Raw genomic sequence first — 23407 nt, 5'->3', positions numbered from 1 at the left:
CAGGTGTCGGTGCGCTCGTTTTCATTGGGGAGACGGCTGGCGGCTCAGTGCGTGGCAATCGGCAGATACATGCGGATGTCGTCGCAGAAGCCATTGCCCACGCGCATGGCGTCGGGCTCGCGGCCGATTTCCACGAAGCCGAACGATTGGTAGAGCGCAAGGGCCGCCCGGTTGTCGGCATTTACCTGAAGTGTGAGATGGCGCAGTCCGGGCTGTGAGCGTGCGAGGGCAAGGGCGGCGTCGAGGAGCGCTCGGCCAACGCCGCGCCCGACGGCGTCCGTATGGACGTACATGCCCCACAGGAAACCGACGTGCGCGAAGTTCGCGCGCGCCTGACGTCCCAGACCGACCACGCCCACCAGCCGTTCGTTTTCGAACGCACCGAAAACGCCCGCATCCGGGCGTACCATGAGCCACTCGCGCACACGTTCGACCGGCCAGTCCTTTTCTTCGGCATAGCTCGATCCGAACGCCTCCGGATGCGCCTGCAAACCGGAAAGACGCAAAGCCTGAAAGGCGAGGGCGTCGGCGGGAACGAGCCGACGCACTTGAACCGGAGACACCGTCGTCATGGCAGGCGCGGCTCCATCATCGCCAGCACCGTACGTGCAGCTTCTTCCGACGAGGCAGGGTTCTGCCCGGTGACGAGACGCCCGTCGCCGACGACATGGGACGCCCAGTTGTCGCCTTTCTCGTACAGTCCGCCCAGCCGCTTGAGTTCGTCTTCCACAAGGAACGGCACAACGTCGGTGAGGCCGACGGCGGCTTCTTCATCGTTGGTAAAGCCGGTGACATGGCGTCCGCGCACGAGCGGTTCGCCGTTCGCGGCGCGTACCTGACGCAGCACGCCCGGCGCATGGCAGACGAAGCCGATGGCCTTGCCTGCGCGCTCGAAGGCTTCGATCAGATGAATGGAGTGCGGGTCTTGCGCGAGATCCCAGAGCGGACCGTGGCCGCCGGGGTAGAACACAGCGTCGTAGTCGTCGGCGTTGACGTCGGCGAGTCTGAGCGTGCTGGCGAGGGCCTTCTGCGCGTCGGGGTCTTCGCGAAAGCGCCGGGTGGCTTCCGTTTGCGCGTCAGGCTCGTCGCTCTTGGGATCGAGCGGTGGCTGGCCACCGGCCGGCGAGGCGAGCGTGACGGCGAGCCCTTCGTCGATGAATACGTAGTAGGGCGAGGCGAATTCTTCGAGCCAGAAGCCTGTCTTCTTGCCCGTATCGCCCAGGCGGTCGTGCGAGGTCAGAACCATCAGGATGTTCATGAAACGTCTCCCTGTCGAATCGGCCATGCGAGTCATTCTACCCGTCATGTATGATCGACGAAACCGGCCATAACGGCGCCATAACGGCACCATAACGGCGATAGGCGCCTCGAACCCAGGAGCGAGACATGCAGTTGATCGGAATGCTGGACTCGCCGTACGTGCGTCGTACGGCCATTTGCCTGAAGTTGCTCGGGCTGCCCTTTGAGCACCGCTCGTTGTCGGTGTTCAGCACCTTCGACGCGTTCGCCGCGATCAATCCCGTCGTCAAAGCACCGACGCTCGTGACCGACGACGGCACGGTGCTCATGGACTCGACCCTCATCCTCCAATATCTGGAATCGCTGGTCGATCCGTCGCAGCGGCTGGTGCCGGTCGATCCCGTCGAGCGTGTGCGTGCCTTGCGTCTGACGGGGCTGGCGCTGGCGGCCTGCGAGAAGTCGGTGCAGCTCGTGTACGAGCGCGAACTGCGTCCGAGCGAGAAGCGGCATACGCCGTGGACCGATCGAGTGCGCACGCAAGTGCACGCGGCGTTTCACGAGCTGGAGCTGGAGTTGGCGCAGGTGCCCATCCTGGCAACGCCGGAGCAGATTGGCGAACATGGCGTGGCGGTAGCCGTGGCGTGGCGCTTCCATCAGTTGCTGTTGCCGGAGGTCGACTTCGGTGCGGAGTTTCCCGAGATTGCCAACTTCTCGGCGCAGGCCGAAGCGCTGCCCGCGTTTCGCGAGACGCCGCCGATCTGACGTATTGGGGAAGGGGGGAAGCGGGGAGGGAGCTAGAGACGGGAAAAAGACAAGCCGGACGGTATCACCGTCCGGCATGGCTCTGCATCAGCTCTTCAGGCGATAGCCCGTCTTGAACATCCACGCGACGACGGCGAGGAAGATCGCAAGGAACAACAGCGTCATGCCGAGACTCACGGCGACGCTCACATCCGCCAGTCCGTAAAAACTCCAGCGGAAACCGCTGATGAGATAGACGACCGGGTTGAACAGCGTGACCGCGCGCCAGAACGGCGGCAGGATGCTCGTCGAGTAGAAGCTGCCGCCAAGGAACGTGAGCGGCGTGATGATGAGCAACGGCACGAGTTGCAGCTTCTCGAAGCCATCGGCCCAGATGCCGATGATGAAGCCGAGCAGGCTGAACGTCACCGCCGTGAGCACGAGGAAGAAGATCATCCAGATCGGATGCTCGATGCGCAACGGCACGAAAAGCGCGGCCGTGCCCAGCATGATGACCCCGAGAATGATCGACTTGGTCGCCGCCGCGCCCACGTACGCGCACACGATCTCCATGTAGGACACGGGCGCAGAGAGCACCTCGTAAATCGTGCCGGTAAAGCGCGGGAAATAGATGCCGAACGAGGCGTTCGTCACACTCTGCGTGAGCAGCGAAAGCATGATCAGGCCCGGCACGATGAACGCACCGTACGGCACGCCTTCGATTTCCGGAATGCGCGAGCCGATCGCCGCACCGAACACCACAAAGTACAGCGAGGTCGAGATGACCGGCGAGATGATGCTCTGCATCAGCGTGCGACGGGTGCGCGCCATCTCGAAGTTGTAGATCGCCTTCATGGCGTAGAAATTCATGGCGCGGCTCATCCTTCTTTCCTGTGCACGAGCGAGACGAAGATGTCTTCGAGCGAGCTTTGCGTCGTGTGCAGATCCTTCACCGACATACCCGCGCGCTCCATGTCGCGCAGCAGCGAGGCGATGGACGTCTGCTCGATATTGGCGTCGTACGTGAACACGAGTTCAGTGCCGTTGTTGCCGAGCGTGAGGCCGTAGGCGGCGAGCGCGTCCGGAATGGCGGAGACCGGCTCGGTCAACTGCAACGCGAGCTGCTTGCTGCCCATGTGCCGCATCAGTTCGGTCTTCTCTTGCACGAGCGTAATCTGCCCGCCGGTGATGATGCCCACGCGGTCGGCCATTTCCTCGGCCTCTTCGATGTAGTGCGTGGTCAGGATCACGGTCACGCCGGTCTCGCGCAGCGATTGCACGAGACGCCACATGTCGCGGCGCAGCTCGACGTCCACACCGGCCGTGGGCTCATCGAGGAACAGCACGCGCGGCTCGTGCGAGAGCGCCTTGGCGATCAGCACGCGTCGCTTCATACCGCCCGAGAGCTGCATGATGCGGCTGTCCTTCTTCTCCCACAGCGAGAGCGAGCGCAGCACCTTCTCGATGTGCGCCGGATTCGCGGGCTTGCCGAACAGGCCGCGCGAGAAAGAGACGGTGGCCCACACCGATTCGAACGAGTCGGTGGTCAGCTCCTGCGGGACAAGGCCGATGGCTTCACGCGCCGCACGGTAGTCCGTGACGATGTCGTGACCGTCGACAGTCACCGTGCCCGAAGTCGGTCGCACGATGCCGCAGATGGTGCTGATGAGGGTCGTTTTGCCGGCGCCGTTCGGGCCGAGCAGGGCGAAGATCTCGCCGCGCTGGATTTCCAGGTTGATGTTCTTCAGTGCCTGGAAACCTGTCGCGTACGTCTTCGACAGATTCTGGATAGAGATCACGGATGGCATGGCGGCGACGATAGCACAGGCGTGAGGAACTTGTCGGACACGAACCGGCGGACAGCCGAGGAACAAAAAATGCTCGCCGCCCAGAGACGGGCGACGAGCATCGATGCGTGTCTGTCTGCGTGCCGGGAGATCTGGCGAGAGCGGGGGAATCAGCCCTTCGGCATTTCCTTGGGCACGATCACCATCCAGTTCATGCCGAAGCGGTCCTTGACCATGCCGAACGTTTTCGCAAAAAACGTCTCGCCGAGCGGCATGTTGACCGAGCCACCCTCGGCCAGCGCGTGGAACGCCTTTTCGGCCGCGGCGACTTCCGTGAAATCGACTGACAGCGAGAAGCCGTCGAACTTCGGCTTACCGCTCACCATGCCGTCCGAGGCCATCACCATCGATTCGCCGATGAAGAACTCGCCGTGCATGATTTTGTTGTCGCTGCCCGGCGGCAGCATGCCTTCGGGGCACTTTTCCGGACTTTCGCCGTAACGCATCAGCATGCCGCGCCGTGCGCCCAACGTCTTTTCGTAGAAATCAATGGCTTCTTCACAACGACCTTCGAAAAACAGATAGGAATGAACTTGCATGGAACGCTCCTCGATGTGTCGGTAAAAAAGGGCGTGGGGACGCCCCGTTGGGGAAGTGTCATTGGGCGAACGTCTTCGGTACCTCATCAACCATAGTGCCTTCGCATTTAATGCGCGAATGTGACGAAGCCGATGCCGTCTGACGCACTGCAACTTGCCTTTGTGGACAGTGTACACAAACAATAGCAGACATAATGGACACTGTCCACAAGGGGTAGCAATGACAGAACAAGAAACAACGACCGGGCCGGCGCGCGCGACTTACCGCCACGGCGACCTGCGCCGGGCGTTGCTGGAAGCGGGGATTGCGCTGGCGCGCGACGGCGGGCCGGACGCGGTGATCCTACGTGAGGCGACGCGTCGCGCCGGGGTCGTTCCCAATGCCGCGTACCGGCATTTCGCCAATCGTCAGGATTTGCTCGATGCGGTGCGTGCGGCCGCGCTGGCCGAGCTGGCAACAGGGATCGAGCACGAGCAGGCGATGATCGACGCAGCATCGATGCCGGACGGCGTGTCGCGCTCGCGCGCCGTGCTTCGCGCGGTGGGCATTGGGTATCTGCACTTCGCCCGGCGGCAGCCGGGGTTGTTCCGCACGGCATTTGCGCCGTCGGAGAACGTGCGCTCGGCGGGCGGGCCGGAGAAGGCCGGCGCGAGCGGTTTGAATCCGTTCGAGTTGCTGGGCGCGGCGCTCGACGGCATGGTAGCGGCAGGCATCATCGACGCCGCGCAGCGGCCCGGCGCGGAGTATCTGGCCTGGGCGGCGGTGCATGGCCTCGCCGTGCTCGTCATCGACGGCCCGCTACGAGACTTGCCCGACGATCAGGTCGATGGGCTCGGGCAGCGGCTTGTCGCGATGGTGGAGAGGGGTCTGTAGGGGACCGAATGAGCGCCGAAAGGCGCCCGCAGAAGATGCCGTACTACAGACGCGGCGTCAGCAGCTCCGCAAGCCAGTTCATGAAGGCCTGCGCGCGTCGCGGCAAGTGACGCCGGTTCGCATACAGCAGCGAGACGGCCAGCGGCTCCGCCTGAAATTCCGGCATCACCTCCTGCAACTTGCCCTCTGCGATCAAGCCGCGCACGCCGCCTTCGGGGGCCTGTATGAAGCCCAGTCCGGCGACGCAGGCGGCCTGATAGGCGTCGGCGTTGTTCACCGTCAGCACGCCCTCCATGGGCCATTGCGCATAGCGTTCGCCATCGAAATACTCCCAGCCTGCCGGACGTGTGCCGAGTGTCGTCGTGTAATGGATCAGACGGTGGCGGCTCAGGTCGTCCAGCGTCGTCGGCACGCCGTGACGTTCGAGATACGCGGGACTGGCCACATTGATCTGACGCATATGACCCAACGGCCGCGCGATCAGCGTGGAGTCGGCGACCGCGCCCACACGCAGCACGCAATCGAACCCTTCGCGTACCAGATCGACGCGCCGGTCGGTGCTCGACAACTCCACCCGCAGCGCCGGATGCTGCGCGAGAAACGTGGGCAATGCCGGGATCACGGTCGTGCGGGCGAGCGTCGCGGGCAGATCGACGCGCAGGCGGCCCGTCAGTGCTTCGTCGCGCGCCACGAACATCGTTTCCCACTCTTCGACGTCGGCCAGCAGGTCCTTGCATCGTTCGAGGCAAGCCTGTCCGTCCTGTGTGAGTTGCACGCGTCGCGTCGTTCGATGCAGCAGGCGCGTGCCCAGCTTCGTTTCGAGTTGCTTGATGGCGTTGGAGACGCTCGCGCGCGGCAGGCCGAGACTGTCGGCGGCCTGGGTGAAACTACCGGTTTCGGTAACGCGCACGAAGATGCGCATGGCGTCGAGCTGATGCATGGGGGCGAGGGGCCAATCGTCTCGACGGACGATCGATTGTTATTTGAATTTGATCAGTGTAATCAAATTCGACGGGTTTATTGGTGAAATTCGTTGCAATAGGATGTTGAACAGTTCAACGCGGTGTGGCCGGGCGGCCTCGCCGGATCCCATTCAGCATTCAGGAGAATCACCATGACCCGCAAGATCGCTCTCATTACCGGTGGCAGCCGTGGTCTGGGCCGTGCATCGGCCATCGCGGCGGCGCAACACGGCATCGACGTCATCCTCACCTATCGCAGCCAGCGCGCCGAGGCCGATGCCGTCGTCGCCGAGATCGTCAAGCTGGGCGCAAAGGCCGTGGCCTTGCCGCTCGACGTGTCGGAATCGTCGCAATTCGTGCCGTTCGCGGCGCAGGTCAAGCGTGTGCTGGGCGAGGTCTGGCAGCGCGACACGTTCGACTTCCTCGTGAACAACGCGGGCACGGGCCTGCACAAGCCGGTGACGGAAACGACGGAAGACGAGTTCGACTTCCTCGTGCGTTTGCACCTGAAGGGTCCGTACTTTCTCACGCAGACCTTGCTGCCGATGATTGTTGATGGCGGACGCATCCTCAACGTGTCGAGCGGTCTCGCACGCTTCACGTTCCCGGGTGCTTCGGCGTACGCCATGATGAAGGGCGGCATCGAAGTGTTCTCGCGCTATCTGGCGAAGGAGCTGGGTGCGCGCGGCATTCGTGCCAACACGCTTGCGCCGGGGGCCATCGCCACCGACTTCAACGGTGGCACGGTGCGCGACAATCAGGCCGTGCACCAGATGGTTGCGGGCACGACCGCGTTGGGACGTGTGGGTGAAGCCGACGACATCGGTGGTGTCGTGGCGGCGCTGCTCGGCGACGAAATGGGCTGGATCAACGGCCAGCGCGTCGAAGCGTCGGGCGGCATGATGCTCTAAGCGACGCGACGACGTTCCGCTTGGAGACGGACGGCTCAGTGAGCCGGGCGGCGTGAGCGCATCGAGCCGGACCACGCGACGGCACCGACGATGCACACGCCGCCAATCGCCATCTTGAGCGTGGGCGAGGTGCCGAACAGCACCCACGCGAACGCAATCGCATAGACGGGTTCGAGCGCGATCACGACGGCCGCCTGACTCGCCTTGACGGTGCGCAGCGCGTGAATGAAGAGGGTGTAGGCCAGCGCGGTGCAAACGACGCCCAGACACGCGAGCCATCCCCATTGCGCGGCGGGCAGTGTCAGCGACTCGCGCCACGCGAATGGCCCGAGCACGATCAGAATGCCGAGGCATTGCCACCAGCTCGCCTGCAACGGCGAGGCGTGCGCGCCCAGCACCCGGTTCGACAGGGCGATGACAGCGTAGATCGCGCCGGACAGCACGCCCCACGCAAGACCCACAGTCGCGCCAGCCTGCCAGTCGAACGCGGGCGTCACCAGCGCTAGGCCGATACAGACGAGTGCGATCACGCCGGCGTCTCCTAACGAGGGACGCTCACGGCGCAGCGGCCATTCCAGCAAAATCACGAATGCCGGGAAGCAGGCGAAACCGAGCGTGCCGACGGCCACGCCGCCCGCTTTGATCGCGAGGAAGAAGGCCAGCCAGTGCACGGCCAGCAGCACACCGGCGACGATGAGACGCGCGCCGGATGCCATCGACAGGCCGCGCCACGGCGCACCGCCCGACAGCCGCGCGGCGCTGCGCATACCGGCCAGTCCGGCGAGTGCGATGACGGTGAGGGCAAGCCACGAGAACAGCCCGCGTCCGAAGACGATCATCGTGCTGCTCGCGGCAATATGTTCGCCGAACAGGGCGGACGCGCCGAAGAGCATCGCCGCCACATGGAGTGCAATCTGCTGGCTGGCGCCCCCCTGCGGCGCGGCGCTCAACGCGCCGGCCGGTGAGGACGAAGTGTCGGAAGTGGCCTCAGGCATCGCCCGAGGCGTCTGGCGGCTGGGGCACCGGCACGGCCGTGGTGTACATCACTTGCTTGAGCGCGAAGCTCGAACGAATGTTGCGGATACCCGGAATGCGCGAGATGCGGTCGGTGATCAGCGATTCGTAAGCGGCCATGTCGCTGACCATCACACGCAGGAGATAGTCGGCGTCACCCGACATCAGGTAACACTCCATGACGTTCGGCAGCGCGGTCACGGCGGCTTCAAAGGCATCCAGTCCGTCACGATTCTGGTTTTCCAGCGTGACGTGGATGAAGACGTTGATATGCAGCCCGAGGCGCGACGGGTCGAGCAGCGTCACGCGCTGCCGGATATAGCCCGCCGCTTCGAGCGCCTTGACGCGCGCCAGACAGGGCGACGGCGACAGGTTCACGCGCGAAGCGAGTTCAACGTTGGTGAGGCGGGCGTCGGCTTGCAGCTCCCGCAGAATCTTCAAATCAATGGCGTCGAGTTCCATACCACTCTACGCACGTGCCCCGGATGGGGGCCGGCGTTCCGTTCAATTAGCCGCTCGGTAGGCGACAGTGCCGCGATATTAGCCTATTTGTCGTTCACACGATTGTTTGAAACTGAAAGACCTCGCCACGGCCCATTGCCGCTCGATAGATTGCAGTCTTGTGCTTCTCGTGCGAGGTCCTATGGATCGTAGTGTCCTTCGTGAGCGTGTTCGTGTGGGCGGCTTCCGAACGCATGGTGTCGTATTCGCTATTGCTTGCATGGCGTGCATCGCGCCTGCTAGGGCAAGCGAGGCCGGTTCGGGCGGGGATGCCACGGCATTTGTGTTCTCCCGGATGCGTAACGTTGCATCTCCTTGCCGACCCTCGCGGGTCGCGTGGTCACCCGATTCAAAGCAATTTGCGCTGCTGGGCGACGGGATGAACGGAACGAGCGGCACGAGTGGGAAGGGCGTCTGCCTGCATAACGTTGCCGATCTACGGCTGAAAGGTCAGATACCTTTGCCCTATGGGACGTATCTCGGTGGTTTGGCATATGCGCCGGACGGCACACGACTCATCGTCGGCGTGGTGGATGTGCACGTGTTTCGCATCGCCGATGGCGAAGCGTTGAGCACGTACGTCAACGAGCCGACCGTGAACGGTCACGCCGCCCCAGTCAAACAGATGGCTCTCAGTCCGGACGGCAAGGTGCTGGCGATCGACTATTTGGCGCTGACAGGTGATGGCAAGAATCAGCTTCCCGAACGCCTGCGATTGATCGACGCGGCAACGGGTGCCACGCTTCGCGAGATTGATCTCGACGGCCGTCACGTCTCGACCGACATGGTGTTTTCGGCCGATAGCCAAAGCCTGCGTTTCGCTGGCAGCGAAACCCTGCTGGATCGTGAGGGCAAGCGGCGGATCGGTTTCTTTTCGCAACGAACGATCGTGCAGGAAGTCGGCGTGGGTGTCGTGACGCAGAAAACCATCGCACGCGACATTCATACGATGTCGCCAACTGCGCTGGCCATCAGCCGCGACGGGCGGTTCGCGTTCACCGGCACCGACACGGGCGCGATTCACGACACGCTGGATCAGGGAACCGGCAAGTGGGTCCATACAGAAAATTCGGACCCGATTCGCATGTTTGCCGTGAGCGACGGTCGTTTGATGCAGACGTTTTCCCCGATTTCGGGAAAGGTCGTCTCTCTGATGATCAGCGCCAGTGGTGAGACGCTGGTGTCGTGTCAATTCGATGTGAAAACGTCGCAAACGGTCACGGTCTGGGACGTTAGAACGCGTACGGCACGCTACTCCTTCGCAACGCCGGGGAAAAGTCGCGGACCATCGGTATGCGCGCTCAGTCCCGATGAAAAGCATCTGATATACGCAGCGGGCAACGAGGTTCTCCTCATCGATTTCCATTAGGTGGGAATGTCCCGCGTGCGGTAAGGCACTGAAATGTTGTATTTCGGTGTTGTCGTTGCCGTCAGACGACAACATTTGTTGACGCTGGGTGATGGTTTGTTAATATCCCGAACCTGTGAATGAGAACGTTAACGATTCTCATTAAAAATATATTGTTTAGTCACACGGGATTTCAAGCATGTCTTCCGCTCCGGCTCACCGGGTCAGCCGCGCTTTGCGCGCGAATGGCCGCCTCGCTGCACGTCACCTTTCTCTGGCTCCCCGTAGTACCGTCGCACCCCTTGCGCTTGCCACGTTGCTGACGTTCGCTGCGTCGTCCGCGTTCGCGCAATCGGCCGCCGACGCCACCGACTCCACTCAGGCCGGGGCCGCACCCGCCACGCTCAAGGCGACGACGGTGACCGACTCGACGCTGCGCGAAACGCCGCAAAACCTGAAGCAGTCGGTGCAGGCCGGTGCGCTCGGCTCGCGCAGCCAGCTCGACACGCCGTTCTCCACGACGGTCGTGAGTCAGGAGCAACTTGAGAAGCGTCAGGCCACCAAGCTCGGCGACGTGTTCGTCACGGACGCTTCGGTGACCGACGGCAGCAACGCCTTCGACGCATGGGCCGGTTACATCTACGTGCGCGGCATGCCCATCGACTGGCAATCGGGCTTCAAGCTCGACGGCATGCCGGTCATGACCTACGGCGTGACCATGCCGTACGAACAGTTCGATCGCGTGGAATTGCTCAAGGGCCTGTCCGGCTTCATGTACGGGTTCGTCGCGCCGGGCGGGGTGGTGAACTACGTCACGAAGAAGCCGACGGATGAACGCATCGCCAGCATCGACGTCGGTTTCCAGTCGGAAGGCATCTGGCGCGAGCACGTCGACCTCGGCGGTCGCGCCGGTCCGAACGATATGTTCGGCGCGCGCTTGAACTACACGCACGAAGAAGGCCGCACGTACACCGACGGTAATCTGAACCGCGACACGGTCTCGGTCGCCCTCGACGCGCGTATCACGCCCGACCTCACGTGGAACTTCGGCGCGATGTATCAGGACCGTCGCGCTACGGGCACGTCGCCGTCGCTCTCGACATACAACTTCACGGGCAACCAGTTGCCCGCACCGATCAACGTGTCCAACGCGAACCTGCAAACGCAGGCGACGCACCTGAACACGATCACGCAGTTCTACACGACCGGCCTGCAATATCAGCTCAATCCGGACTGGAAGGTCTCGGCCAACTTCGCGTACAACAAGTCGACGCGCGACCGTAACGAAGCGACCCTGTACCTCCTGAACGGTGCCGGTAACTTCAGCGGCATGAACGACCTCGGCGACGAGGTGAACACGTTCCACGCGTGGCAGGTGACGGCCGAAGGCAAGGTCCGCACTGGCCCGCTGACCCATCAACTGACGTTCGGCTACGCCTCGCAATATCAGACGAACGACTACGCCTACACGTACAGTCCGAGCTACACGGGTAACCTGTATCAGGGCACGTCGTATCAGTTCTACGGCGACGGCACGCCGCTTCAGGCGCAACGCTCCAGCGCCATCGAGCAGAAGTCGGTCTTCGCGTCGGATACCGTGCAGATCACCGACCGGTTCTCGGTGCTGGCCGGTGGCCGCTTCACGAATTACGACCAGACGAACGCGCAGGGCTTGTCGACGTACTCGACCAACGGCGTCTTCACGCCGACGCTGGCCGCGATGTACAAGCTCACGCAGAACACCACGGCGTATGCCAGCTATGTGGAAGCGCTCGAAGCGGGTGAAGTGGTCGGTTCGACCTATGCCAACGCAGGTGCGGTGCTCAACCCGTTCAAGAGCCGTCAGTACGAAGTCGGCGTGAAGACGGAGCAGGCGACGTGGAGTACCACGGCCGCGCTGTTCCGCATCGAACGCGGTGCCGTGTACACGAACAGCGCTAACGCCCGTGTGGCCGACGGTCAGTCGATCTATCAGGGTATCGAACTCGCCGGCTCCGTGAAGCTCGGCCCGCAATGGACGCTGGGTGCCAGCGCCATGGCCCTCGACGCCTGGTACGCACGCACGGCCGGTGGCTTCGATGGCAACCGCGTTGGCGGCGCACCGCGCTTCGTGCTCTCGGGCAACGTCGAGTACAAGGTGCCTTACGTGCCGGGCCTTTCGGTCGGCGGCGATATCCGCTACAACGGCCGCACGACGCTCAACCCGCAGAACTCGCTGACGGTCTCCGGCTACACGCTGATCAACATCGGTGCGACGTACCGCACGCGCGTTGCCGGTAAGGACGTGACGCTGCGCGCGGCCGTGAGCAACCTCACCAACCGCAAGTACTGGGAGTACCAGTACGACAACTACATCAAGCCCGCCGACCCGCGCATGGTCAGCCTGAACGCCAAGATCGATTTCTGATCGACGCTCAGTGTCCTGAGACGACGAACTTGAAGTGACGAAAAACAGCGACCTGCGGGCCGCTGTTTTTCATTGGGCAGACGATGATCGTCCGAGCGAGGCTATCGTTGTCATCGAAACAATCAATCGACGTCTCCGAAGAAAGCGCTTGACTGTCTACCTATCAGTAGATAAAGTTCGTCACATGAACCGCACAACGACATCGCCCGCTGCACCGACCGTCCGGGAACAACTGCTCGATCATGCGCAGACGTTTCTGATGACGCGAGGCTACAACGGGTTTAGCTACCGCGATCTGGCGGAGCGCGTCGGTGTGAAGACGTCGAGCATTCACTACTACTTCCCGGCCAAGGAAGATCTGGTGCTCGAAGCGATCAAGGCGTACGACGGTTTCATCAGCGAAGGGCTGGCGGCGATCGACGAGACGCTGCCCGCACCGGAAAAGCTGGCGTTGTACGCGAAGGGCTTTGGACGAATCATCGAAGACGGTCACCGGATCTGCCTCTGCGGCATGCTGGCGGCGGACATCGAAACGCTGCCGGAGACAGTACGCGAAGCGGTGCAGCGGTTCTTCGCGTTTCACGAAGCATGGCTGGCGCGAGTGCTGACACAGGGCACGCAAGCGGGCTCGCTGACGTTGACGTCGTCGCCGGAAGCAACGGCCCGCGCGCTGTTTGCGGGGTTTCAAGGTAGTGTTATGGCGTCGCGATTGTTCCGGGCGCCGTCGAGGCTGGAGGATGTAGTCGCGTCGGTGTGTGGCGTGGCTTGAAGGTCGCGCCGCAGACCATTGCAGGGCAGCAGGATCAACACGGGAGACATCTCCCGTTTATTTGGGTTTGATCATCTATCTAGTGATAGATAGGTATTGTGAGATGCGAGAAACGGGACGGGCGAAGCGGCGAGGTTGGCGCGACGTTCACAGAAGGTGTCCCGTGGGTGCATTAAGATGACCGCTTGGCTGCAAGGCACCGCGTTGTGCTGTGTCGGGTCAGGAAGGTCGAAGTTTGGAAGTGAAATTTTTCTACTTACCAGGAGTTCGTCATGTCGATCGAAAAAGTGCTGTACACCGCCCATGCCACCGCCACCGGAGGCCGTGATGGCCGCGCCACGTCGTCGGACGGCGTGCTCGACGTCAAGCTGGTCGTGCCCAAGGAAATGGGTGGCCCCGGCGTTGGCGGCACGAACCCGGAGCAACTGTTCGCCGCTGGCTACTCGGCCTGCTTCCTGGGCGCGCTGAAGTTCGTCGCCGGCAAGGAAAAGGTGACGTTGCCCGCCGAGACGAAGATCGACGGTAGCGTCGGCATCGGTCAGATCCCGACCGGCTTCGGCATTCAGGCCGAACTGAAGATCAGCGTGCCGGGTGTCGATCGCGCCGTGGTCGAAGGCCTCGTGCAAAAGGCGCACATCGTGTGCCCGTACTCGAACGCCACGCGTGGCAACATCGACGTGACGCTGACGATCGTTTAATCGCCATCGTTCACGCACGTCGGATGTGAAAAGAGCAGCCCTCGGGCTGCTCTTTTACTTTCTGCGTTCTGCGTTCTGCGTTCGGTGTATTACTTCGTCTTCACTTCGACCTTGATGCCGTCCGGCAGTACGGTGATCGCCCCCGGTTCGACGTCGCGTCCGCCGTACTTCAACTGCTCCGGCTTGAACGTGTAGATCGGGTATTGATTGAGGACCTGCTGCGCGACGTTGCCGCCAATCGCCGTGAGTTGCTGACCGTAGGCGGGCGGCATGCCGTTCACGTCGACACGCTCGACGCTCGGGTTGTCGAGCAGCACGGCGCGCCTGACCGGGTCGTACTTCAGCGCACTGGAGATCGCGAGCACGCCTTTGAGCGGCTGACCTTGCAGCAGGACGTTCTGCACCTGCGCGTCGACTTGCGTGTTGATGCGGTTCGCCTGCGGATTGAAGCCGATCTGCGGATGCGTCAGCTCGACGGCGAGCAACTGGCCGTAGTTCAGCGTCGTGGGAAAACGTTTGTCTACGGCGGCCTCGATGTCCTTGCGCGTCATCGTGTATTCGCCGGTCCAGATGTTGTAGGCAGCATCGGCAGGGCGCATGAACGGCGTGAGCGTCAGGCTGAGCACGCCGCCGATGGCCAGGCGCAGGGTGTCGCGGCGCGAGAAGGCGGAAGGAGCGGACGAATCGTCGAGATGAATCGATTGCGCGATGGCAGGGGTGTGGCGAGAGCGTTGCGAAGTCATGTCACGGGGCCCGGCGAGCGGGCGTGCTTGAATCGTCGATGGTCATGTGACCCGCATGGCGTGGAATCGTTCTGAATGCCGCGTTGATCTGCGTAATCGAGCTCGGAAACAAGATTCCACAATTTCCGTTGCGGGGCAGCCACAAACGCTGCCGCAACGGGGCGCGTCTCAATAGTGCGGCGGGATCTCGTGACGCGGATTGCCGTCACCACCACCACTCTGACCTTGGGACTGCATCTGCTGATAAAGCGCCTTGAGCTGCTTTTGCAGCAGGTCGATTTGCTGCTCCTGACGCGTCACGATCTCGTTGAGCGTCTCCAGCAGATCTTCCTGAAAGGCTGCTTTGACTTCGAGTTCGACGACGCGGGCTTCCAACGATTCCATGAGCTTCTCCGGTGAACGCGGCATTGTAGGCCATTGAACGATGCGCACGTCCGCGTTGCATGGCGTGACGTGCTCTGGCGAGACGTTTCACGAACGCGCCGGGCATAATCGCAACATGAAAACCTTTCTGCTTTATGTCGTCACGGCGGTGGCGGAAATCGTCGGCTGCTACTTGCCCTGGTTGTGGCTCAAACAGGATCGCAGTGCGTGGCTGCTGGTGCCCGGTGCGGCGGCGCTCGCATTGTTCGCGTGGTTGCTTACGCTGCATCCGTCGGCCGCCGGACGCGTCTATGCCGCGTATGGCGGCGTGTACATCAGTGTCGCGATTGTGTGGTTGTGGCTGGTCGACGGCGTACGTCCGACGTCATGGGATGTGGCGGGTGTCGTCGTGGCGCTCGCGGGCATGAGCCTGATCGCGTTTCAGCCGCGCTGAGGTCGTTCCCGCAGCAATAGCAAAGACGGCCGTTCAGGCCGTCTTCACCCGATAGGTGCAGCGTTGTCCGCCCGCGAGGATATGCGTCTCGCGCGAGACGGTGCCGCGCTCACCGATCAATTCCTGGAACAACTCCAGTTCCGTGCGGCAAAAGCCCTGACAGGTTTTGGCCGCCGCGCAGATCGGGCAGTGATCTTCGATCAGCAGCCAGTCGTCGCCATCGCGCTCCACGCGCGCCATGTAGCCTTCCGCCGAACGAATCTCCGCCAGCTTCTCCATACGCGCCGGTAGTCCGGGCAGCGGGTCGATGGCCTTTTTATAGCCAGTCCGCGTCTCGGCAGCGCGTTGCGTGATCAGCCGGTCGAGCCCCTCCTCGCCGAACAATTGACGGATCGAGCCGATCAGTTGAATCGTGAGTGTGGAGTGCGCGTCGGGAAAGCGGCTGTGGCCCGCTTCGGTGAGCGTCCACGCCTGTCGGGGACGTCCCGCGCCGCGCGAGGGCATCGTCTCACCGACGAGCAGGCCGTCCGCCACCAGCTTCTGCACCTGCTGACGCGCCGCTTCCGCTGTGATCCCCAATCCCGAGGCGACTTCCGCCGTCGACGCCGGGCCCTGCGTCTTCAACCAATGCAAAACGCGCTCGTGCCCGGCAACCGGGGCCACGAGCGGCGCTGCCCTATTATCCAAGTGGTTATTTGGGTAATTCATCGTGAGGCATGTAATATCCAAGAACTTTCTTGCATATTAGTCGCCCCAGAGGTGACTGTCCATCCATGACAACGAGCACGACGAATTCCACAGCGCCGGGCTGGCGCGATTTGTTGAGTGGCAACAACGGCTGGCGGTCGCTGGCGCTGGCGGGGGGCGTCGCGTTGCATGCGACCAACGTGTATGTGGCGACGACGGTGTTGCCCTCCATCGTGAAAGAGATCGGCGGACTGGATCTGTATTCGTGGAACACGACGCTGTTCGTTGTGGCGTCGATCCTCGGTTCGGTCTTCGCGGCCCAGATGCTCTCGACGCTCGGGCCGCGCGTCGCCTATATCGCGGCACTCGTTGGCTTCAGTGCGGGCACGATCGTGTGTGCGGCTGCGCCGAGCATGCCGTGGATGTTGGCCGGGCGCACGTTGCAAGGCTTCGGCGGCGGCATTCTGCTGGCGCTGAGCTACGCCTTGATCCGCATCGTTTTCGCGCCGCCGCTGTGGTCGCGGGCGATGGGACTGGTCTCGGGCATGTGGGGCGTGGCAACGCTCTGCGGTCCGGCCGTGGGCGGCGTCTTTGCGCAGTTCGGTCACTGGCGCTGGGCGTTCTGGTCGTTGCTGCCGATTGTGGTCGGATTGGGTCTCATCATCCGCGCACAGGTACCGGCCGGACGCGCGGTGAAGGCCGCCGACGGCACGTCGCAAAGCCACGGCGACCACGACGACGCGCACGCCGTGCCGTGGTTCAAGGTCGTGCTGCTGTGCGCGTCGGCGGTGGCGATTTCGCTCGGTGCGGTGGTGGACTCGCACCTCGTGGCCGCCGCGTGGATGGTGTTCGGTCTCGCACTCGCCTGGTGGCTGGCACAGCGCGAGCGCAGTGCGCGACACGCGTTGCCGCGACTGATGCCCACGGGCGCGTACTCGCTGCGCACGCGCTTGGGCGGACTCTACGCCACCATGAGCCTGCTCGGTCTGGCCATGACGAGCGAGATCTACATCCCCTATTTCCTTCAGACGATTCACGGACAGACGCCGTTCGCTGCGGGCTATCTCGCCGCACTCATGGCGGCGGGCTGGTCGGTCGGCTCGATGACGAGCGCGAGCCGGCAGGGCGACGCCGCCGAGCGTCGCGTTCGCCTCGGCCCGGTCATCGTTGCCGTGGGCATGTTCGCGCTGGCGTGGCTGTTGCCGCAGGCATCGCTCTTCGATAGCGCAGCAGGGATTACGTCGCTTTACATTGCGCTGTTCGGTGTGGGGATCGGGGTCGGCATCGGCTGGCCGCATTTGCTCACGCGAGTGATGACGGCGGCGCGTCCGGGCGAGGCGGGGCTGGCGTCTGCCTCGATCACCACGGTGCAGTTGTATTCGATGGCGCTCGGCTCGGCGCTCGCGGGGCTTGTCGCGAACTCGGCAGGTCTCGCCGACGGCGGACTGCCCGAAAGCCAGCGCGCCTCGATCTGGTTGTTCGCGGTCTTCGCTCTCGCACCGGCGGGCGCAGCCGTCATCATCTGGCGCGGCAAGACTGCGGCATCCATTAACGCACAGAACGAACAGAACGAACGAGAAGGTCAGGAGGCATCATGATCGATCGAATCACTGCCATGCGTACCTTCGTACGCGTGGCCGAAGTCGGCAGCTTTACGAAGGCGGCGGCGTCGCTCGATATTCCGCGTGCGACGGCGACGACACAGGTGCAACATCTCGAACGCTGGTTCGGCGTGGCCCTCTTCACGCGCTCCACCCGGCGTGTTGCGCTCACGATGGAAGGTGCGGCGTACTACGAGCGATGCTCGTCGATTCTCGCGGACGTCGAAGAGGTCGAGTCGGGGCTGTTCGGTGCGCAGGCGCAGTTGCGCGGACGCCTCGCCGTCGTGCTGCCGCCGGTCATCGCACGCGAGGTTGTCATGCCTTCGCTCGCCGAGTTTCAGGCGCGATATCCGGGGCTGGAGATTGCGTTGGATGCGACGCCTGCGCATGGCGACTGGCGGGGTGACGGCGTGGATTGTGGCGTCGTGCTGGGGGAATTGCCTGACTCGCGGTTGGTGGCGCGACATCTGGGCGACCTGCCGCGTGTGACGTGCGCAAGCCGTCGCTATCTCGACCAGCACGGCACCCCGGAGGATCTCGACGGGCTGGCCACGCATACGTCGGTCAAATGGCTGTCTGCGCCGGCGGAGTCGTTGGCCTCGACCGCCGCGCCGCCGCCGGGATCGTCCGTCGAGAGCGGGCAGGGCTTCATGTTGCCGACGCGCTGTGGCGACCTCACGCTGACGGTCGGCGGCAAGGCGACCTGCGTGCGCACCCGCGGACAGTTGCACGTTGGCGATGAAGCGGCGTATCTCGCGGCAGGGCTGGAGGGACTGGGACTGATTCAGCCGACGTTGCTCGCGGCTGCGCCGTATCTGGCGTCGGGGCGGTTGGTGCCGGTGCTGCCGAAGTGTCCGCCACCGCCGTTGCGACTGTCGGCGGCGTATCCCGCGCAAAAGCGTGTGTCACCGCGTGTGAGAGCGTTCGTCGACTGGCTGGCGTTGATCTGCGAGCCGCTGGGTCATGTAGCTCATGCGCAGACGGCCGGTGACGATGTGACGGGAGATGCCGGGACGGCAACCGCGAATGTCGGTTCTAAAGTCGGCCCCCAAGTCGGCATGAAGGCCGACGCAAAAGCTTATACGCCTCTGCCCGTCTTGCCCGAGGGCACGCCGTCCAGCACGCGACGCTCGTTGACGCTGCCCGCATAGTGATTGCGCTTCTCTTCGTACATCAGTAAATCGGCGCGCTGGATAGTGGCTTCGAGCCGTTCGCCGGCTTCGCACGTCGCCATCCCCATCGAGAACGACAGCGGCGTGCCGGGGTAGAACGAGTTGTTCAGTTCCACGAGCTGACGAATGCTCTCGATCATGGCGGCACCGCCTGTCTCGTCGGTCGACGGCAGCAGCAGCGCGAATTCGTCGCCCCCGATGCGTGCCGCGATCTGAGGCGTGGCGACGGCCTTACCCAGCACTTCGCCCGCGCGACGCAGCAACGCGTCGCCAGCGGCGTGACCCAACTGATCGTTCACCGCTTTCAGGCCGTTCAGATCGGCGACCACCACCGTCACCGGATACGGGCCCTTGCGCTCCAGCCGGTTGAGTTCGTCCACGTAGAACGAACGGTTGCGAAGCTTGGTGAGCACGTCGTGCTTGCCGAGGAATTCCAGATACGATTCGGCCTTCTTGCGCGCGGTGATGTCGGTGAGCGCAACGAGCACCAGATCCCAGCGCGACTCGTGGCCGGGCAGCACGGCGAATTGCAGATGGACGTTGATCTCGTTGCCGTCGAGCGCGTAGTTCACGACTTCGCGTTGCTGAAAGAGCTTGTTCTCCCACAGGTCGATCAGTTGCTCGCGGAAGTTGTGACGCATGTCGTCGCGGAACACGTCGGGCAGACGGCCGAGCAGGGTGGCCTTGTCGGGCGCCACGAACATCGCCAGCGTATGACGGTTCACGTCGAGCACATCGATTTCCTGCATGCAGCGCTCGACGAACTCCGGGTGTACATCGGTGAACGTGCGGAAGTCGGTGATGCCGCGTGCGCGCGCATCGTCGAGCAGCAGCTTGATCGCGCTGAAATCTTCGACCCACAGCGAGACCGGCGAGTATTCGAACAATCCCCGGGCGTATTGTTCGCCCATCGTCACGCGCTCGCGGGCGTGTTCCAGCTCCGTCACGTTCTCCAGCGAGATCAGCACACGGTCGAGCGTGGCTTCATGACCGGGCAGGACGGAGCCGTTCAGCAAGACATCCAGACGACGGCCGTCGAGCGTGTAATTGACGGTCTTGCTCGTGAAATGGGTATGGCCGTCCCACAGTTGGCAAAGCTCTTCGATATGCGTCTTGAGCATGTCGTCGCGGAACACGCGCGACAGGTTGGCGACGAGTTCGTCGAGGGTGGACGCGTTGAACATCGTCAGGGTCCGCCGGTTGACCTTGATGACGCGAATACGTTGGGAGCACTGCGAGACATGCGCCGGATCGGCTTTGAAGTGTGCGCGCAGATCGACCACGCCCTGTGCACGCCATTCGTCGAACAACCGCTTCACGCCGCTGAAGTCTTCGAGCCACAGGGAGACGGGCGCGAGGTCGAACATCAGGGCGTCGTCGGTGACGCTGGATACCGAGCTGGTCTCCGCGCTGGTCACCGATGTCCCGGCAGTGGCGGATGTCGCGTTAGGCGAGTTAGCTGAGGGTAGGGCGGGCATGGCGTCCGGCATGTGGCACCTGGTCTGTTATGTCTGCTACGTCTGTTTAAGCCCGCCATTTTACGTTCAAACGATTTGCAAGCTGTCCTGACTTCGTGCGACTTCGCGTTGCGTCGAATTACAGCAGTGGCGCACCGGTATCGCGTTTGACTTCGCGTAGGGAAAGCATCGACTCGATGGATGACACGCCGGGCAGGGCGCGCAGCACGTCGCGCGTGAAACTGCCGTAATCGTCGAGGTCGGTGGCGACCACGCCGAGCAGATAGTCGGCGCTGCCGGAGATGTTGTGGCACGACACGATACGGTCGATGGCCTGCACTTCCCGCTCGAACTGTTCGGACAGGGCGCGATCGTGCACCGCGAAGCGCACATGGACAAACGCGGTCACGCCGAGGCCCAGCGCGCGGTGCGAGAGTTCGGCGCGGTAGCCGGTGATGTAGCCCTCGGCTTCGAGACGCTTGAGGCGTCGAGCACACGGCGTTTCGGAAAGCGATACACGCTCGGCAAGGCGGGCGTTGGAAATGCGGCCATCGCGTTGGACGATGGCGAGAATCGCCCGATCGATCGCGTCGAGTTCGTTCATTGTGGGTATCCCGCTACAAAATCTGCTGCAAAGATGGCATTCCACCACGATATGGAAGGAGGGGAAAGTGTTTCCCTCGTCCGTTTGGACTAAGCCGATCGGCAACGGGGTAAAGATGGAGTTGGCGCTTTTTATCGATATTAAATAGATGGTGGTGTAATGCTCCAATAAATGAAATAGAGATGGGTGGAAAACGCCATCTATCGCTCATCGAATGGCGAGATCATGAAGCTCATTTTCGTCCGCTTTCATTCATTGGGGAAAAGCATGGTCTCGCTGCAGTTGCTCACCGTATTCATTGGCGCGCTGGTTGTCGTCTACGCGCTGCCCGGCCCCGATATGGCGGTGGTGATGCAAACGAGCATGACGCGAGGCACGCGACACGGGCTTGCCACGGCTGCCGGTCTGGCGCTGGCGCGTGCGGCGCACGTGACGCTCTCGGCCTGCGGCGTGGCGGCGCTGTTGCGCGCAGCGCCCTGGCTGTTCGAGACGGTGCGCATTGTTGGCGCGATCTACCTGGCATGGGTGGCGATTCAGATCTGGCGCTCACCGGCGTTCGGGGTGCAGGCCGTGGCCGCCGCAGACGATGCTGCACCACCGCTTTCCCACGCGTTTCGCCGAGGCGTGTTGTCGAGCGTGCTCAACCCGAAGGCGCTGCTGTTCTGTTCGGTGCTCCTGCCGCAGTTCGTCCGACCCGAAGCGGGCCCGGTGTGGACGCAAGTGCTTGAGCTCGGCGTGCTGTTGCTGATCGTCGGGGCGATGTTCGACGTGGCGCTCACGTTCGGTGCGGCGCGCATCGCGAACTGGCTGCGCACCCGGCCGCTTGCACAAAAAGTACAACGCTGGTCGTTTGGTGCTGCGCTCATGGCCTTTGCCGTACGGCTGTCGCTCGACTGAAAAGCCGGGCACAATACATCTCACCTACATCACCTTCCAGTGATCGCACCAATCAGGTGCATTTCGCTGCGACACGGCAAATTGGGGTGCGACACAACGTCGCACCCATTGAATTCCCAGAACCTTCCCGCATTGCTGCATTGCACAGCGTTTACCGCCAAAAAGGTGTCGATCTGCTCGGAAATCGTCGCGCGCGTACGCGTGAAGGCCGCGCGACACATTGTCGCGCAGGCGGGTGTGCGATGTCCGGCCTAATTAAACTTCGGCATAATGCCGCACCGTGATGGAAGTAAAAGACAAGAAGTCGGACAGTGACTTGAGGTCTGCGGGCGGCAATCCGCCCCGGTTCACGTCTTTTCGATGACACAGTCGTCGTAGTTCGACCGGTGCAATACCGGCGAGACGACTGCTCCCGTCCCACCTAACCCTTGCCAACCTCCTGCGACCCTGCATCAGGCCGGTAAGCCCGTGTTGCGCCGTTCGCTGGCCAACTCAACCCTGTCGTGTGACATGAAGAAACACAGAAACCCGCGATTGTTTAGGCTGCTCGCCTTGTGCTCGCCGCTGCTTTTGGCAGGCTGCGACATGACGCTGCTCGACCCTAAGGGGCAGATCGGAATTGAGAACAAGAACCTGATCCTCACGGCCACCTGGCTGATGCTGATCGTGGTCATTCCGGTCATTCTGATGACGCTGTGGTTCGCGTGGAAGTACCGCGCAACCAACAAGTCGGCGCGCTATGAGCCGAATTGGTCGCACTCGACGGCCATTGAGGTCGTGGTCTGGCTCGTGCCGATCATCATCATTGCGATCCTCGCGCGCATCACCTGGGTCTCCACCCACGAACTCGATCCGTACAAGCCGCTGGAAAGCGACGTGAAGCCGATTACGGTCGAAGTGGTGGCGTTGAACTACAAGTGGTTGTTCATCTACCCGGAACAGGGCATTGCGTCGATCAACGAACTGGCCGTTCCTGTCGATGTCCCGGTGAATTTCAAGATCACCTCGGAATCGATCATGAACTCGTTCTTCATTCCGCAATTGGGTAGCCAGGTCTACTCGATGGCCGGGATGGAAACGAAGCTGCACCTGATCGCCAACCACGTCGGCACGTACGACGGGATTTCGGCGAACTACAGCGGCGGCGGCTTCTCGGGCATGCGTTTCAAGACGCTGGCGATGACCGATGGCGATTTCCAGCAGTGGGTCACGAAGGTGCGCGAGTCGAAGAAGGTGCTCGACCGCGATGCCTACGCCTCGCTGGTGCCGATGAGCGAGAACACGCCGGTCACGTACTACAGCTCGGTCGACGCAAAGATGTTCGAATCGATCGTGCACGCCCCGATGGCATCGGGCATGGCGCAGCAGCATGAAGGCCATGAAAACCACGGTGCCATGGAAATGAAGGGCATGGACATGAAGATGGAAATGAAGGGCGCGGGCACCGACGCCGCAACGGCTCCGGCCGCTGCTGCCAACGTGCAAGGCCAGTCGATGACCATGGCCATGGACGCCGGCGCGCACGCGATGCACGCTGCCGGTCCGGCTGCGCACGCGCATAAGGAGTAATCAACAATGT

The 23407-nt window shown here is 62.8% G+C and carries 25 protein-coding genes; 12 read left to right on the top strand and 13 right to left on the bottom strand.

All coding sequences use genetic code 11. The annotated features are described in order from the left end of the window. Positions 1-44: 44 nt before the first annotated feature. Both PAQ31011_RS18020 and PAQ31011_RS18015 read right to left on the bottom strand, forming a co-directional pair. Positions 45-572, bottom strand: coding sequence for a GNAT family N-acetyltransferase (locus PAQ31011_RS18020; protein ID WP_150577113.1), 528 nt, complete (start codon positions 570-572; stop codon positions 45-47). Next, positions 569-1258: a type 1 glutamine amidotransferase domain-containing protein gene (locus PAQ31011_RS18015; RefSeq protein ID WP_150577112.1), complete on the bottom strand. Its 690-nt coding sequence runs from the start codon at positions 1256-1258 to the stop codon at positions 569-571. Before PAQ31011_RS18015 ends, PAQ31011_RS18020 begins: the two co-directional genes overlap by 4 nt. Positions 1259-1386: 128 nt before the next feature. On the opposite strand from PAQ31011_RS18015, the gene PAQ31011_RS18010 reads away from it, so the two are divergent. After that, positions 1387-2001 carry a glutathione S-transferase family protein gene (locus PAQ31011_RS18010; RefSeq protein WP_150577111.1) on the top strand — a complete coding sequence of 205 codons (615 nt, stop codon included), beginning with the start codon at positions 1387-1389 and terminating at the stop codon, positions 1999-2001. A gap of 87 nt (positions 2002-2088) precedes the next feature. Here PAQ31011_RS18010 and PAQ31011_RS18005 read toward each other — a convergent pair whose 3' ends face one another. The 3 genes from PAQ31011_RS18005 to PAQ31011_RS17995 form a co-directional block, all read right to left on the bottom strand. Next, positions 2089-2850 carry an ABC transporter permease gene (locus PAQ31011_RS18005; RefSeq protein ID WP_039402551.1) on the bottom strand — a complete coding sequence of 254 codons (762 nt, stop codon included), beginning with the start codon at positions 2848-2850 and terminating at the stop codon, positions 2089-2091. Positions 2851-2858: 8 nt separating this feature from the next. Beyond that, positions 2859-3788, bottom strand: coding sequence for an ABC transporter ATP-binding protein (locus tag PAQ31011_RS18000; RefSeq protein ID WP_150577110.1), 930 nt, complete (start codon positions 3786-3788; stop codon positions 2859-2861). A 149-nt stretch (positions 3789-3937) separates the two neighbouring features. Further along, positions 3938-4366, bottom strand: a complete 429-nt coding sequence (locus PAQ31011_RS17995; protein ID WP_150577109.1) for a VOC family protein — start codon at positions 4364-4366, stop codon at positions 3938-3940. 220 nt (positions 4367-4586) lie between these two features. On the opposite strand from PAQ31011_RS17995, the gene PAQ31011_RS17990 reads away from it, so the two are divergent. Continuing rightward, on the top strand, positions 4587-5240 hold the full coding sequence (locus PAQ31011_RS17990; protein WP_150577108.1) for a TetR/AcrR family transcriptional regulator: 654 nt from the start codon (positions 4587-4589) through the stop codon (positions 5238-5240). A 43-nt stretch (positions 5241-5283) separates the two neighbouring features. Here the strand turns inward: PAQ31011_RS17990 and PAQ31011_RS17985 are convergent, their stop codons facing one another. Beyond that, positions 5284-6180 (bottom strand): LysR family transcriptional regulator, encoded by an 897-nt coding sequence (locus PAQ31011_RS17985; RefSeq protein ID WP_150577107.1) that lies wholly within the window; start codon positions 6178-6180, stop codon positions 5284-5286. Positions 6181-6354: 174 nt separating this feature from the next. On the opposite strand from PAQ31011_RS17985, the gene PAQ31011_RS17980 reads away from it, so the two are divergent. Continuing rightward, on the top strand, positions 6355-7113 hold the full coding sequence (locus tag PAQ31011_RS17980; RefSeq protein WP_150577106.1) for an SDR family NAD(P)-dependent oxidoreductase: 759 nt from the start codon (positions 6355-6357) through the stop codon (positions 7111-7113). A gap of 35 nt (positions 7114-7148) precedes the next feature. On the opposite strand, the gene PAQ31011_RS17975 is transcribed toward PAQ31011_RS17980, so the two are convergent. Further along, positions 7149-8108 carry a DMT family transporter gene (locus PAQ31011_RS17975; RefSeq protein WP_150577105.1) on the bottom strand — a complete coding sequence of 320 codons (960 nt, stop codon included), beginning with the start codon at positions 8106-8108 and terminating at the stop codon, positions 7149-7151. After that, positions 8101-8589 (bottom strand): Lrp/AsnC family transcriptional regulator, encoded by a 489-nt coding sequence (locus tag PAQ31011_RS17970; protein WP_039396891.1) that lies wholly within the window; start codon positions 8587-8589, stop codon positions 8101-8103. Before PAQ31011_RS17970 ends, PAQ31011_RS17975 begins: the two co-directional genes overlap by 8 nt. A gap of 259 nt (positions 8590-8848) precedes the next feature. On the opposite strand from PAQ31011_RS17970, the gene PAQ31011_RS17965 reads away from it, so the two are divergent. The 4 genes from PAQ31011_RS17965 to PAQ31011_RS17950 all read left to right on the top strand — a co-directional run bounded on the left by PAQ31011_RS17965 (position 8849) and on the right by PAQ31011_RS17950 (position 13850). Beyond that, a complete protein-coding gene (locus PAQ31011_RS17965; RefSeq protein WP_150577104.1) occupies positions 8849-9997 on the top strand; it encodes a WD40 repeat domain-containing protein in 1149 nt (382 codons plus the stop codon). A gap of 178 nt (positions 9998-10175) precedes the next feature. Continuing rightward, positions 10176-12383 carry a TonB-dependent siderophore receptor gene (locus PAQ31011_RS17960; protein ID WP_150577103.1) on the top strand — a complete coding sequence of 736 codons (2208 nt, stop codon included), beginning with the start codon at positions 10176-10178 and terminating at the stop codon, positions 12381-12383. A 184-nt stretch (positions 12384-12567) separates the two neighbouring features. Next, on the top strand, positions 12568-13152 hold the full coding sequence (locus PAQ31011_RS17955; RefSeq protein WP_150577102.1) for a TetR/AcrR family transcriptional regulator: 585 nt from the start codon (positions 12568-12570) through the stop codon (positions 13150-13152). A 272-nt stretch (positions 13153-13424) separates the two neighbouring features. After that, entirely contained in the window at positions 13425-13850 is a 426-nt protein-coding gene (locus PAQ31011_RS17950) for an organic hydroperoxide resistance protein (protein ID WP_150577101.1), read from the top strand. 89 nt (positions 13851-13939) lie between these two features. Here the strand turns inward: PAQ31011_RS17950 and PAQ31011_RS17945 are convergent, their stop codons facing one another. Further along, positions 13940-14593: a DUF1439 domain-containing protein gene (locus PAQ31011_RS17945; protein ID WP_150577100.1), complete on the bottom strand. Its 654-nt coding sequence runs from the start codon at positions 14591-14593 to the stop codon at positions 13940-13942. A 168-nt stretch (positions 14594-14761) separates the two neighbouring features. Next, positions 14762-14977 carry a SlyX family protein gene (locus PAQ31011_RS17940; RefSeq protein WP_370855767.1) on the bottom strand — a complete coding sequence of 72 codons (216 nt, stop codon included), beginning with the start codon at positions 14975-14977 and terminating at the stop codon, positions 14762-14764. A 115-nt stretch (positions 14978-15092) separates the two neighbouring features. Here PAQ31011_RS17940 and PAQ31011_RS17935 point away from each other — a divergent pair, with 115 nt between their 5' ends. Continuing rightward, positions 15093-15410 carry a YnfA family protein gene (locus PAQ31011_RS17935; RefSeq protein WP_150577099.1) on the top strand — a complete coding sequence of 106 codons (318 nt, stop codon included), beginning with the start codon at positions 15093-15095 and terminating at the stop codon, positions 15408-15410. A 33-nt stretch (positions 15411-15443) separates the two neighbouring features. On the opposite strand, the gene PAQ31011_RS17930 is transcribed toward PAQ31011_RS17935, so the two are convergent. Continuing rightward, entirely contained in the window at positions 15444-16118 is a 675-nt protein-coding gene (locus PAQ31011_RS17930; RefSeq protein WP_174990180.1) for a helix-turn-helix transcriptional regulator, read from the bottom strand. 65 nt (positions 16119-16183) lie between these two features. Between PAQ31011_RS17930 and PAQ31011_RS17925 the strand changes: the two genes are divergently transcribed. Both PAQ31011_RS17925 and PAQ31011_RS17920 read left to right on the top strand, forming a co-directional pair. Next, positions 16184-17695: an MFS transporter gene (locus PAQ31011_RS17925; protein ID WP_150577097.1), complete on the top strand. Its 1512-nt coding sequence runs from the start codon at positions 16184-16186 to the stop codon at positions 17693-17695. Then, entirely contained in the window at positions 17692-18849 is a 1158-nt protein-coding gene (locus PAQ31011_RS17920; RefSeq protein WP_150577096.1) for a LysR family transcriptional regulator, read from the top strand. Before PAQ31011_RS17925 ends, PAQ31011_RS17920 begins: the two co-directional genes overlap by 4 nt. On the opposite strand, the gene PAQ31011_RS17915 is transcribed toward PAQ31011_RS17920, so the two are convergent. Together PAQ31011_RS17915 and PAQ31011_RS17910 are read right to left on the bottom strand one after the other, a co-directional pair. Then, positions 18777-20237: a sensor domain-containing diguanylate cyclase gene (locus tag PAQ31011_RS17915; protein WP_246179658.1), complete on the bottom strand. Its 1461-nt coding sequence runs from the start codon at positions 20235-20237 to the stop codon at positions 18777-18779. The two genes, PAQ31011_RS17920 and PAQ31011_RS17915, sit on opposite strands and share 73 nt — an antisense overlap. A gap of 229 nt (positions 20238-20466) precedes the next feature. Further along, entirely contained in the window at positions 20467-20931 is a 465-nt protein-coding gene (locus PAQ31011_RS17910; RefSeq protein ID WP_039396907.1) for an Lrp/AsnC family transcriptional regulator, read from the bottom strand. Positions 20932-21198: 267 nt separating this feature from the next. Here PAQ31011_RS17910 and PAQ31011_RS17905 point away from each other — a divergent pair, with 267 nt between their 5' ends. Further along, the gene (locus PAQ31011_RS17905; RefSeq protein WP_150577094.1) at positions 21199-21828 is read left to right on the top strand and encodes a LysE family translocator; all 630 of its coding nucleotides are present in this window, start codon (positions 21199-21201) and stop codon (positions 21826-21828) included. A 510-nt stretch (positions 21829-22338) separates the two neighbouring features. After that, positions 22339-23397 (top strand): ubiquinol oxidase subunit II, encoded by a 1059-nt coding sequence (gene cyoA, locus PAQ31011_RS17900; protein WP_150577093.1) that lies wholly within the window; start codon positions 22339-22341, stop codon positions 23395-23397. The last annotated feature ends 10 nt before the right edge of the window (positions 23398-23407 follow it).

Source organism: Pandoraea aquatica (genome assembly GCF_902459565.1).
In the GTDB taxonomy this organism is placed as follows: Bacteria; Pseudomonadota; Gammaproteobacteria; order Burkholderiales; family Burkholderiaceae; genus Pandoraea; species Pandoraea aquatica.
The sequence above is the reverse complement of the archived record's forward strand: the minus strand, read 5'-3'. Positions and strand labels throughout refer to the sequence as shown.

Excerpts from the sequence above, each read along its gene's own strand:
- PAQ31011_RS17990 (WP_150577108.1), top strand. The coding sequence starts at position 4,587 with ATGACAGAACAAGAAACAACGACCGGGCCGGCGCGCGCGACTTACCGC.
- PAQ31011_RS17940 (WP_370855767.1), bottom strand. The coding sequence starts at position 14,977 with ATGGAATCGTTGGAAGCCCGCGTCGTCGAACTCGAAGTCAAAGCAGCC.
- PAQ31011_RS17920 (WP_150577096.1), top strand. The coding sequence starts at position 17,692 with ATGATCGATCGAATCACTGCCATGCGTACCTTCGTACGCGTGGCCGAA.
- PAQ31011_RS17995 (WP_150577109.1), bottom strand. The coding sequence starts at position 4,366 with ATGCAAGTTCATTCCTATCTGTTTTTCGAAGGTCGTTGTGAAGAAGCC.
- PAQ31011_RS17905 (WP_150577094.1), top strand. The coding sequence starts at position 21,199 with ATGGTCTCGCTGCAGTTGCTCACCGTATTCATTGGCGCGCTGGTTGTC.
- PAQ31011_RS18010 (WP_150577111.1), top strand. The coding sequence starts at position 1,387 with ATGCAGTTGATCGGAATGCTGGACTCGCCGTACGTGCGTCGTACGGCC.
- PAQ31011_RS17945 (WP_150577100.1), bottom strand. The coding sequence starts at position 14,593 with ATGACTTCGCAACGCTCTCGCCACACCCCTGCCATCGCGCAATCGATT.
- PAQ31011_RS17910 (WP_039396907.1), bottom strand. The coding sequence starts at position 20,931 with ATGAACGAACTCGACGCGATCGATCGGGCGATTCTCGCCATCGTCCAA.
- PAQ31011_RS17980 (WP_150577106.1), top strand. The coding sequence starts at position 6,355 with ATGACCCGCAAGATCGCTCTCATTACCGGTGGCAGCCGTGGTCTGGGC.
- PAQ31011_RS18005 (WP_039402551.1), bottom strand. The coding sequence starts at position 2,850 with ATGAATTTCTACGCCATGAAGGCGATCTACAACTTCGAGATGGCGCGC.
- PAQ31011_RS18020 (WP_150577113.1), bottom strand. The coding sequence starts at position 572 with ATGACGACGGTGTCTCCGGTTCAAGTGCGTCGGCTCGTTCCCGCCGAC.
- PAQ31011_RS17935 (WP_150577099.1), top strand. The coding sequence starts at position 15,093 with ATGAAAACCTTTCTGCTTTATGTCGTCACGGCGGTGGCGGAAATCGTC.
- PAQ31011_RS17975 (WP_150577105.1), bottom strand. The coding sequence starts at position 8,108 with ATGCCTGAGGCCACTTCCGACACTTCGTCCTCACCGGCCGGCGCGTTG.
- PAQ31011_RS17950 (WP_150577101.1), top strand. The coding sequence starts at position 13,425 with ATGTCGATCGAAAAAGTGCTGTACACCGCCCATGCCACCGCCACCGGA.
- PAQ31011_RS17915 (WP_246179658.1), bottom strand. The coding sequence starts at position 20,237 with ATGTTCGACCTCGCGCCCGTCTCCCTGTGGCTCGAAGACTTCAGCGGC.
- PAQ31011_RS17960 (WP_150577103.1), top strand. The coding sequence starts at position 10,176 with ATGTCTTCCGCTCCGGCTCACCGGGTCAGCCGCGCTTTGCGCGCGAAT.
- PAQ31011_RS17965 (WP_150577104.1), top strand. The coding sequence starts at position 8,849 with ATGGCGTGCATCGCGCCTGCTAGGGCAAGCGAGGCCGGTTCGGGCGGG.
- PAQ31011_RS17925 (WP_150577097.1), top strand. The coding sequence starts at position 16,184 with ATGACAACGAGCACGACGAATTCCACAGCGCCGGGCTGGCGCGATTTG.
- PAQ31011_RS17955 (WP_150577102.1), top strand. The coding sequence starts at position 12,568 with ATGAACCGCACAACGACATCGCCCGCTGCACCGACCGTCCGGGAACAA.
- PAQ31011_RS18000 (WP_150577110.1), bottom strand. The coding sequence starts at position 3,788 with ATGCCATCCGTGATCTCTATCCAGAATCTGTCGAAGACGTACGCGACA.
- cyoA (WP_150577093.1), top strand. The coding sequence starts at position 22,339 with ATGAAGAAACACAGAAACCCGCGATTGTTTAGGCTGCTCGCCTTGTGC.
- PAQ31011_RS17985 (WP_150577107.1), bottom strand. The coding sequence starts at position 6,180 with ATGCATCAGCTCGACGCCATGCGCATCTTCGTGCGCGTTACCGAAACC.
- PAQ31011_RS17970 (WP_039396891.1), bottom strand. The coding sequence starts at position 8,589 with ATGGAACTCGACGCCATTGATTTGAAGATTCTGCGGGAGCTGCAAGCC.
- PAQ31011_RS18015 (WP_150577112.1), bottom strand. The coding sequence starts at position 1,258 with ATGAACATCCTGATGGTTCTGACCTCGCACGACCGCCTGGGCGATACG.
- PAQ31011_RS17930 (WP_174990180.1), bottom strand. The coding sequence starts at position 16,118 with ATGAATTACCCAAATAACCACTTGGATAATAGGGCAGCGCCGCTCGTG.